Below are 10746 nucleotides of genomic sequence, written 5' to 3'. Positions count from 1 at the left end.
CCTGACGCAGGTCAGGGTCCATGCCAATTAACCCCTAACGCCAAGGCACAACACACACCCTAGGTCCTGAAATAAATTCAGAGAGACAAAATGTGAAGACCTCATTTAAAATAACCACACCATACACAACTGGTATAAAAAGTGCTTAATATTCATATAACTAATATCCGACAAAATATCGTCGCATAAGGACCATGTCACACATGAACTTTAACTCTTTACCACCTCAAGCTTACTCAAATCATGGCTATAACCTATCAGAGAACGCAACTACCAAAGATAAAAGTACGGCAACACCCGTAGCCGCTGATCAAATTACCACCTCGGATGCAAAAACGACTGAAAAGACTGAATCAAACGATGACAATCAAACATCCACCGAGAAAAAGTCAGATATCAGCGCGCAAGAAAAAATCGTGGGTAACATTAAAATTCTACAAAACAAAATGAGCGAAGTGCGGGCTGACACAAGCCTCACAAAAGAGCAAAGTGCCGAGCAACTGGCAGAGCTAAAAACGCAACTTGATGAACAACTGCAAAATGTGCAACTTATTATCAGAAAACAAACATCAACGTTAGTACAAAGCTTATTTGCCAGTAACGGCGCGAGTAACGCTGGCATGTTTTTCAACAATAAAGCCTAAACCTATTGCTATATCAGCCCCTAAGTAAGTGCTAAGTTAAAAAGGCAAACACAAAAAAGCGCATTATCTAAATGCGCATTAAAAATAGCGAGTTAACTCAACCGGCCGTTAAAAGTCGTAATGTAGCCCCATGTATAACGTTCTTGGCGCTCCAGGTTGAATACGCTCTCTGCCATAGCGTAACTCCCCTTGCAACGCGTATTTTTTATCGGTTAAATTAGCAACGCGCACATGGAGCTTTAACGCATCCGTTAAAAGGTAATTTACTTTCACATTGGCAACGGTATACCCTGAGTACTTTTGCGTATTCTTAGCATCCATCCAGTAGTCACCGATGCTTTGTATTTCAGCAACCACATTTAATCCATCGAATACATCACTGTTATAATTCAACCGTAAATTAGCCACATAGTCAGGCGCCATTTGTAAACTATTCCCAGATAAATCCAGCGCTTTACTGCGTTGCGTGTTACGGTCAATACGCCCTTGGTCTTGTATGTAATGGTCAAATTCATGCTCTGATTGACTATAAGCAAACGCAACAGCCACCGACTTGGAGACGTCATAGTTAACACCAAGCTCAATGCCGCTGTGTTTAACACGCGCAGCATTCACCCGATAAGAGGCGCCAAAATCGTCATAAACGGTAACGATTGCATCGTCAACTGCCATAAAATAATACGCCAGCTCGATGCTCAGCGCATCAAAATATACCTTATACCCCACTTCGTATGTATCAGAGGTCTCTTCATTTAACGCACTCAATTGCGCACTCGTTTCTTTGGTTTTTAAATGATATAACTCAGACGCGGTTGGAATACGGATCGCATTCGCAAAACGCACATAAACATTGCTGATATCATTCAACTCATAATTTAAGCTCGCCTTGGGGCTTAAATGGTCGAATGTATCTGTTCTATTCGCGATCGAGCGATTGCCAAAGCCATCATCGTCATAAGTGGGTAGGCTATTCTTAAACTCATATTCATTATTATCGTACCTAAGCCCAAAGCTATAACTAAGCTGTTTTGTTATTACACCATTATGTTGAATATAAGGTGCAATTCCCCGAAAACGGGTCTCATCATTATAAAATACATGCCCTTTAGGATAAGTTGCAGCCCCCCAGCCAGTGGTTGTACGCGTGGCAGCTTGATACGAAAGTGCATCGCCTTTGGCGCTTTCTACATCAATACCTATGGTGGTATCAAACCCATCACTGTGCGAAAAGTTAGCCAGTGCCAATATACCAACCGTTTTTACGCTCGATTCAACTTGCGGCATATTGGGTTGCCACGTCGCAATATAATCATTGCTTCTGTAGCGCGCATAAGGAATAACCGACGCAAACACACCGTCGCCATGATATTGATACTCCGAGCTAATACGCGTGTAATCAGTTTTACGGCGAGGGTCAATATTGACGACTTCTAAGGGTAATCCAGATTGCGACGGGTCATCGTTAAACTCATCTTCAGTAAGTGCATCCAGCATTTGTTGGTCAAGGCTTGACGTCATCACACTGGTTTTAAGCTGATGCTTATCAGAAAAACTCACTTCATGTAGCAGATTAAGCTCTGTTTTTTCTACACTGCTGTTGTCACGCCACCCATCGTTATTTAAATACGCACCCGACACTCGCACACCATTATTTTCACTAAAGTGTTCAGTAATACTGCCTTGATAACGCTCATAACCAGCTTCGCCAAGGGTTAGCCCTACCGCATTTTTGTTCGAGTCAACCGGCGCAGATAGTACATTAACTGTTGCAGCCACTGCGCCCGAGCCATACAAGCTTGTGCCCGCCCCTTTCATTACTTCTAAGCGCGACAAAGACGAATTGCTGCTCGCCCACCAGAGCGCATTGTGATTATAAAAAGCCGCCGACTGTAAAGGCACATTGTCTTGTAAATACAAGGTATAGCCGCCGTAATTAATGGGCATACGAATAGCCGCGTTATGCCCTTGCCCACCCGACAACTGGTTTAACAATACACCCGAGATAGTTTGCAAAGAATCTGACAGATGTTGGCTATTGTCATTATTTAATGCCTCTTCCGACACGCTGCCTATACTGAGCGCTAACTGGGTATTTAATTTAGCCGTACGGCTCGATGTAACGGTGATCTGCTCTATACCAGCCATCGCATTATCATCGTTCGCGTGAGCGTTGATTGAACACGCGGATAAAATAGACAATGAGATAAGTGAGTAGCAAAAACGCTGCTTCATTCTAGATATTCCTAAGTTATTTTTTAATAATTTTTTAATGAGTGGCTTTCCACATCACGGCCCGACGACAATACACCACGACGCACAATCGCACTTTTTTTTCGCCTACGTCGGCCAATATATAAACGAACACCAAATAACGCGGTTAATACCAAGCCAATAATAATACCGGTGACGATCGCGTCTCGAACTTCTCGGCCTAGCGGGTTTAAAAAGTGGTACTTATGTAAGTAACCAAAATGCCAACTACGTCCGCTTTGCCAATTTGTCTCTATGTTAGCAATAAACCCAGTGTGTGGCTCAACACTGTAAAGCACATCAGGAGCATTCACAAAGCGCATTTGAATAACAGGTAATCGCTTGTTTATAAACCCATAAGTTTGACCAAATTTATCAATTTTTTGCCAACTGAGCACCTTACCACTCACATTAAGTTGACGCTGTAACTGAGCCAGAGCAACGTCTACGCTCGTTATATTTACCGCTAAATTTTGCCAATAACTAAAGTCGACTATCGGCTTTTTTCGTGAATACGCCTGTTTGGCCACTTGTGTCACAACTTGCTCACCCACCGCCACCAGTTGAAAATTGTCGCCGTTAGAGTCAAACACATCTTTTAATGGATCGTGGTTTAGCCGGTCAGTAAAGATAGCGTTACCAGGCGACAACGCTCTAAACGTCTCAGGAAAAAACTTATCAACTAATATATGAATACTGCTGCTTGCAAACCCCAACATACATACGCTTAATACAACACCCAATGAACGATGCAGCACTGGCGTGTTAACACGTTTACTTTTTAAACGACGCCATAGCAGGGCATAACTTACTAAACCAAACACCCCAGTGCCAAATACTAGCAATGAAATTGCCAACATCGGGATCATGCGCCATAGGCTGTGTCGCTCGCCAATAAATTCAAAGGTATGTAATTGCTTAAACCAATAAGACAAACTTTCTCGCAGTGGCGTATTATGTGCTGCAATGCGGCTGCTTAACGTATCAACATACAATCGGTTTTGGTTTTGTAAGGTAACGCGATGAACAGGCAGTATACGGTTAATTTCAGCATATTCAGGGCTAAATTCGTTAATTAACTCAGTACCTAAAACGGCCTGTTCAGCCCATGATTGCGCCAAATAAAGTGCATAACGTTCGTCATTTAAAGCGCTATTTATTAAGCCCGTTTTCACTGAGAAGTAATAAATGTGTGGTAAGGGAGCATGCGCAACCGCCACTTGATAATAATAGGCCGCATTATATTCAATCACCCTTGCATGGCTAAAAGCCGTGATGTTATGGGCAACTAAAACCGATTTTAAAGGTACTGCTACCGCAGAAATATGATTGGGAACTTTAATAAATGGGGTGTTAAGCCGTTCAGCTTTGGCAAAATGCGACATTGCAGGGTGCAACAAGCCACTCAAAGCCCAAACAACAAAAGGAATAACGCACAATAAGGCAAAATGCCTATGCCAAACAAGCAACGACTTGATCATATTATTATTTTTATATCAGAAAGATAAGGGAGAGTATAATTCGAATTAACGCAGTGAGCGTGTGACATAATGTCGCAGGAGAGACAATACACCCTTTTGAATGAGAAACAGGGCAAGTGCCGTGCAAATTACATAGAACAGTGGTCAATCACATTTGCAAACTAAAATTGACCTAACAAAGCACCTCGAATGTTACGTGAGATAGAATATAAATCAGTCATTCTTTTTTTAGCTTCGAGGGTATCTATACCTTTAATTGCTTCTGCATCTTCTAAAAAAAACGCCATATCAAACTTCTTACGCCGTTTGTTAAACACATACACCAATACATAGCAATAACCGTCCACTGCGTTAGTGGTTCTGAAAAACTCCAAATCAGTATAAGTTAACTTTGGTTTTACTAAATTACTGTCTAAGTTTTTAATAAAAACGTGCTTAATGTACAATTTTTTTGTAGCAATAGAGTATTTAGTAACATCTTTTAACCCTAATTTATGCAGTGACTCCGAAGCCACGTCCAGTGGTAATAAACTTGTCATCAATGACCTATCCTTTTTACTATGAGTACCAACTGTTAACAATAATCAACTAGGTTGTGTGGAAAAATCTCCCCACATGTAAAAAAAGATAATAAAAAGTATCAACTCTTTACTTTTGTAATGTCTATTTACCTCAAAACAAGGGACCCTGAAATGAATTCAGGGAGACAAATAAAAGACAGTCTCATCCAAACCCACTACGACATTATTAAAGACACCTAATTCCGCCTCCCTGCTTTTGTACCCCTGATCCCACTTTCGTCTCAATACCCTGACCTTCCTTCCCCCCACTTCAATCTCCTTGCCCCTCTTTCGTCTCCCTGACGAAGGTCAGGGCCCTTACAAATCACACCACCCAAACCAACCCCTCCTCTTTCGTCTCCCTGACGCAGGTCAGGGCCCATACAAATCAAACCACCCAAACCCACAACACTCTTTCGTCTCCCTGACGCAGGTCAGGGCCCATACAAGTCACACCACCTAAACCCAAGCCCCTCTTTCGTCTCCCTGACGCAGGTCAGGGCCCATACAAATCAAACCACCCAAACCCACAACACTCTTTCGTCTCCCTGACGCAGGTCAGGGCCCATACAAGTCACACCACCTAAACCCACAACACTCTTTCATCTCCCTGATGTAGGTCAGGGCCCATACAAGTAATAGCACCCAAACTAAACAACACTCTTTCGTCGCCCTGACGCTGACCAGGGCCCATACCTAGCAGTTCCTCCATAACGAATAATAAAAAGAAGGTGGACCCTGAAATGAATTCAGGGAGACGAATAAAAAAACACTAAACCTAACAAACCAATTTCGTCTCGTGAGGCCATTCACCTAATCATGACGCCATTTACGTAATCATGACGCCATTTACGTAATCATGACGCTACTTTCGTCTTCCTGACGCAGGTCAGGATCCACCTCAAATACAGGCACCCAAATCAAACCTGTGTGCGGTCAGCCCTGTTTCAACCTCCCACCCCCCCTCTTTTCGTCGCCCTGACGAAGGTCAGGGTCCAATTACTCAATACCAATCACCAAAAACCCCAATACAAACCAACCAGCGACCATTAATAATGATAAAAACCCAAATTTATCGCACCAAAATATCAACAAGTACTTCACTAATTACATTATAAATATTATCATATACACCAAGGTTTACATTAAGTGATCTCAATGTTATATTTACGTTAAATATAATTAAAATAACCTTTCCATCTATATATTAAGGATAGGATGTGATCAATGGTGATGACCTTAAGGCCATGCGTACTCAGGCCGGTATTACACAAGCACAAATGGCAAGCAAACTCAGTTGTGATAGAAAGACCATCATTAACTATGAGTTAGGCGTTGGCGAGCCCAAGATGGGGCAACTTTTTAAATGGTTAGTAATTTGTCGGGTAGACGTGAAGCCTGTAATCAACCAAATAGCTAGTATAAGAGACAAGTTAAATGGTGAATAACATGATAATGCTAAGTTATAAAAAGCGCTTATCTACTTATGAAGATGAAATTAAGGCTATAATGTAGATTATAATTGTCACAAAAAAGAGATATCTAACTACTGGTTCAATCTGAAGTAAACCAATAATTGATCAGTAATTTAACATCTCATTTTTGACAGGGTTAATGTAAAGCCGATAAAGAATGATTTTTAAGTTAAAGGCATTGAAGATGAAGTTACTTGCACGTAAAAAATGTATCATTGTATCTGGAGGCGCAATTCCCTACAAGCCTTCATCTATGGCTACTTCAGACACATTAAAAAAATTAGTAAAAATAAAGAAACCGATGAAAAATAAGCCATGAAAAATTCGACAATAATTATTTACACCATTGTTTTCACAGCCATATTCTATAGCATCCTAAACAATCCAGATATAACAACAATAATCTATATTTCAACACTGGGCTCATTTGCGATTTATGGCTATGTTAGAAAAAATATAAACCTTACACACATAGCTTCGATTATTACAATAATCTACACTATAGAGTTTTGTATCTTCCACTTTATTATTCCTGTACTGTATGAAAGTAAACCAAGTGAAGAGGCCTTTTTTTATACGGCCTTTGGTGCTCAACTGCTAATTAGCGTACTATCATTAATATGTTTTCTTCTCAGGGTTCAGATATCAAGAGCCATATCAAAATCAGATGAAATACTTACCACGGCTTTCGATGGGGTGTTAGTTTGGGTATATATTTACTTTTCTACCATCTGTACCTTAGCAATATTATACAGCTTCAGTAAATTCAATCTAGAAATAAACTTGTTAAACTTTATTTATGACCACTATGAAAAATTCATATATGCAGGAATGTCAGTAATATTAGGTATTTTATTATCAATGTTGATCTGCCATGAAAAAGACTTAAAAAACAAACTAAAAATATAGAATAGGTAATGCTAGACGGCAGCGATCTTAAATCAGTCAGAAAAAATGCGGGTATCTCACAAACCGATATGGCCAAAAAGCTCAATTGCGATAGGCGTACAATCATCAATTATGAGCAAGGAGTGTGTGAGCCAAAAGCCAGTCAACTTTTTAGGTGGTTAGATGTCTGTAAGATTGATTTAAAGCCACTGGCAGCACAGCTTCGCAATATAAAAGAAAGTATATTAATTTTTCTTTCCTTAGTCATTATATCACCCTATATAATAATTTACTTTTACATTTCAGCTCTTATATCATTCTCCATATATGGATTAATTCGAAGAGAGGAAAACATCTCTTGCATTGCTTTTATTATAGCGTCCCTATGCACGTTTGAATTTATATCTATTGGTTATTTCGACAGTTTCATATCAAGCTTGACTACGGACGACCTAATCATAGCTATATTTTATTATTCCTTCCAAATAACTTTTAGCATGGCAGGCTATTACATTTTCTCTTATAGAATTAAAAAACGCCATCAAATTCACATAGAAAACCTAAAGCTATCGTTATTAGAAAAAGCACTACCTAAAATTTACATATACAATTCGATCATTACAACTGTACACCTCATTGATTTTTACATAAATAACAAATACAGCTACACGTTTTTATCTATGTTCTATACCTATTATGAGCATTTGGTATATATCGGTATGTCCCTAATTATCTTTACACTGGCTGCAATGGTTGCCTCTCATGAAAAAGAGCTAAGAAGGCTTAGACCCCCCCTAACGCCATAAATAGTTCAATAAAAACAAACTAAAACCGATAAAGAAACACGCTATTAATCCCCATTTACTGTACAATAAAGCCATGTAAATAGTTGGAATTACTTATGCTTAGCGGTAGTGACTTAAAAGCCATTAGAGAAAACGCGGGTATTTCGCAAATTGATATGGCAAAAAAGCTAGGTTGCGATAGACGAACAATCATTAACTATGAACAAGGTACATCAGAGCCCAAAGTAAAGCGACTACTCAACTGGCTCTCTCTTTGTAAGATAAATGTAAGCCCTATTTTAGAACAAATAAATAAAGTAAAAAACATTTCTTTATTAATACTCACCGTATCATATTTCAATCCTAACATTGTAAGCCCAATTTATATATCGACCTTATTTATCGCGCTAATATTTTCTATTGCAATTAAAAGGAAGGAGTTAGCTCTAACCTCCATCTCACTAATTATGATAAATGCAATGGGCTTTATTTTATTTGCTATGGGATATATTGAATCATTATACCCACCAGAAGTTGCAAATTACATTTCATATGACATTTATTTTTACATAATTCAAATAACTTTAAACACATCATTTTTCTTCTTGTTTAGGGAGAAATCAAAATCAACGAAAATCGCGAACAACTACTGCTCAAGTGCTATCTTTGAAAAGATAAACGACTTACTAATTTCATATATTTTCTTGTATTACACTTCTATTACTTCCCTAGCACTTATTGAAAGCTTGTTGCGTAGCTCAGGTAGCACCCCTAGATTAAGTGTTATATATAATAACTATGAATCTTTAATTTACATTGGGTGGATTTTCACATTGTCCGTTTTGGCATCATCGATTATGGTAAGCTTAAAAAATAAAAACTTCAATTAGGTTAAAAAATGCTAGACGGAAATGACCTAAAATCAGTCAGAAAAAATGCGGGTATCTCACAAACCGATATGGCCAAAAAGCTCGATTGCGATAGGCGCACAATCATCAATTATGAGCAAGGAGTGTGCGAACCAAAAGCCAGTCAACTTTTTAGGTGGTTATCAGTCTGTAAAATTGATTTAAAGCCACTGGCAAGTCAACTCCAACACTTCAAAGAATCAATTTTCGTACTCTTTGCACTGCCATTTATTTCTCCAGAAATAGTAAGTGCTGGTTACGTTGGAGTTATCGCTTTATGCGTGCTCTATGGGTTGTTCCGGAAATCCGTTAATATAACTCAGATGGCAATAATTTTTTGTGTAATTTATACATTTGAGTACATTATTACGACACTGATAACCTCCGAATTAAAATCATTAGGAGCTTCAAAGTATGTGATCGCTAATTCACATTTTATATTTCAAATATGTACAAGCATTATTGCTGCTTTCTCTTTTAAAAATCGGTTAAAAATATCTCAATATTTATTTAAATCAATGAAAGCAACGAAGACACTTTTTGATAATATAGCTGCATGGATTTACGTATATCATACAACCATACTTATACTTACTACTATTGATTATACTATTGACTATAACTACAAAATGACATACCTATCATTCATCTATGAATCTTTCGTGAAGTTGATGTATGCAGCTATGGTTGTAACAATCTGGCTACTCATAGCCATGATAATACGCCATGAAAAAGAGTTGAAAAATGGTAACTCTCAATGCTAGACGGAAATGACCTAAAATCAGTCAGAAAAAATGCGGGTATCTCACAAACCGATATGGCCAAAAAGCTCGATTGCGATAGGCGTACAATCATCAATTATGAGCAAGGAGTGTGCGAACCAAAAGCCAGTCAACTTTTTAGGTGGCTATCAGTCTGTAAAATTGATTTAAAACCACTGGCTGCACAGGTTAGAAGTACAAAAGAAAGTCTATTTCTTTTATTTACTCTAACTATAATATCTCCATATATAGCAAGCGTCTTTTATGTTGGAACTCTGTCTTCCTGTGCATTATACGGAGCAATTAGGAAACAAAAAAGCATTTTACAAATTTCACTTATAGCAATCACACTATACACTCTAGAATTTAACTCCCTCAGCTATTTTGAGGCTTTCCTCTCAAACCTTATTAATGACCAGCTAAAAGTTTCAGTAATTTATTATATGTTTCAAATAGCGTTCAGTATCTTAGGCTACTCTATATTTACCTATATAATTAAAAAAAACCATTGGCATTACGCGGAAAATCCACGGCTCTCGAACCTTGTAAGAGTTATTCCATTAATTTATATATACTTCGCAACCATTGTTACCTTACACCTTATAGACTTTTATATAGACGAGAAATACAACTACACGTTTCTATCGGTGTTCTATACTCACTACGAAAATTTAATATATATCGGTATGTCCCTAATTATCTTTACATTGGTTGCAATGGTTGTTTCTCATGAAAAAGAGCTAAAAAGGGCTGTATAGAAATAGGCAACATTTAGAGCTTAACTATTCTACTACTTTGCACTTTATTAATTAAGTTAATGGGTGCTCGGCTAAAACCACTCTACACCACACAAAAACCAATCATAGAGAACCAATAAATCTGAATTTAATCACACAAAAAGACCACCTTAGGTTTTATTTTTCACAATAACCTCTATTTCAACCACAGTTATTTGTCATTACTTGACAACCTAATGGCGTTGTTTCCTAAATAA

Annotated in this window: 10 protein-coding genes; 7 read left to right on the top strand and 3 right to left on the bottom strand. The window is 38.3% G+C overall.

Translation table 11 applies throughout. The features are described from left to right. Positions 1 to 203: 203 nt before the first annotated feature. Positions 204 to 644 carry a hypothetical protein gene (locus CWC18_RS12030; protein ID WP_138592716.1) on the top strand — a complete coding sequence of 147 codons (441 nt, stop codon included), beginning with the start codon at positions 204 to 206 and terminating at the stop codon, positions 642 to 644. A gap of 108 nt (positions 645 to 752) precedes the next feature. Here CWC18_RS12030 and CWC18_RS12025 read toward each other — a convergent pair whose 3' ends face one another. From CWC18_RS12025 to CWC18_RS12015, 3 genes are all read right to left on the bottom strand, one after another. Beyond that, positions 753 to 2876, bottom strand: coding sequence for a TonB-dependent receptor (locus tag CWC18_RS12025; RefSeq protein ID WP_138675330.1), 2124 nt, complete (start codon positions 2874 to 2876; stop codon positions 753 to 755). Positions 2877 to 2899: 23 nt separating this feature from the next. Further along, on the bottom strand, positions 2900 to 4375 hold the full coding sequence (locus CWC18_RS12020) for a PepSY domain-containing protein (RefSeq protein ID WP_138675329.1): 1476 nt from the start codon (positions 4373 to 4375) through the stop codon (positions 2900 to 2902). Between the two features lie 161 nt (positions 4376 to 4536). Continuing rightward, a complete protein-coding gene (locus tag CWC18_RS12015; RefSeq protein ID WP_138675328.1) occupies positions 4537 to 4917 on the bottom strand; it encodes a hypothetical protein in 381 nt (126 codons plus the stop codon). Between the two features lie 1238 nt (positions 4918 to 6155). Here CWC18_RS12015 and CWC18_RS12010 point away from each other — a divergent pair. The 6 genes from CWC18_RS12010 (at position 6156) to CWC18_RS11990 (ending at position 10510) form a co-directional block, all read left to right on the top strand. After that, on the top strand, positions 6156 to 6383 hold the full coding sequence (locus tag CWC18_RS12010) for a helix-turn-helix transcriptional regulator (RefSeq protein ID WP_138675327.1): 228 nt from the start codon (positions 6156 to 6158) through the stop codon (positions 6381 to 6383). 211 nt (positions 6384 to 6594) lie between these two features. Continuing rightward, the gene (locus tag CWC18_RS21755; protein WP_283957028.1) at positions 6595 to 6729 is read left to right on the top strand and encodes a hypothetical protein; all 135 of its coding nucleotides are present in this window, start codon (positions 6595 to 6597) and stop codon (positions 6727 to 6729) included. 598 nt (positions 6730 to 7327) lie between these two features. Then, positions 7328 to 8104 (top strand): helix-turn-helix domain-containing protein, encoded by a 777-nt coding sequence (locus CWC18_RS12005; protein ID WP_138675326.1) that lies wholly within the window; start codon positions 7328 to 7330, stop codon positions 8102 to 8104. A 95-nt stretch (positions 8105 to 8199) separates the two neighbouring features. After that, positions 8200 to 8973 (top strand): helix-turn-helix domain-containing protein, encoded by a 774-nt coding sequence (locus CWC18_RS12000; protein ID WP_138675325.1) that lies wholly within the window; start codon positions 8200 to 8202, stop codon positions 8971 to 8973. A gap of 8 nt (positions 8974 to 8981) precedes the next feature. Beyond that, positions 8982 to 9755 carry a helix-turn-helix transcriptional regulator gene (locus tag CWC18_RS11995; protein ID WP_138675324.1) on the top strand — a complete coding sequence of 258 codons (774 nt, stop codon included), beginning with the start codon at positions 8982 to 8984 and terminating at the stop codon, positions 9753 to 9755. Further along, on the top strand, positions 9749 to 10510 hold the full coding sequence (locus tag CWC18_RS11990; RefSeq protein ID WP_138675323.1) for a helix-turn-helix transcriptional regulator: 762 nt from the start codon (positions 9749 to 9751) through the stop codon (positions 10508 to 10510). Before CWC18_RS11995 ends, CWC18_RS11990 begins: the two co-directional genes overlap by 7 nt. Positions 10511 to 10746: the final 236 nt, after the last annotated feature.

Source organism: Pseudoalteromonas aurantia (genome assembly GCF_005886875.1).
GTDB classification, from domain to species: Bacteria; Pseudomonadota; Gammaproteobacteria; order Enterobacterales; family Alteromonadaceae; genus Pseudoalteromonas; species Pseudoalteromonas aurantia_A.
This window is presented reverse-complemented; position numbering and strand designations above follow the sequence as displayed.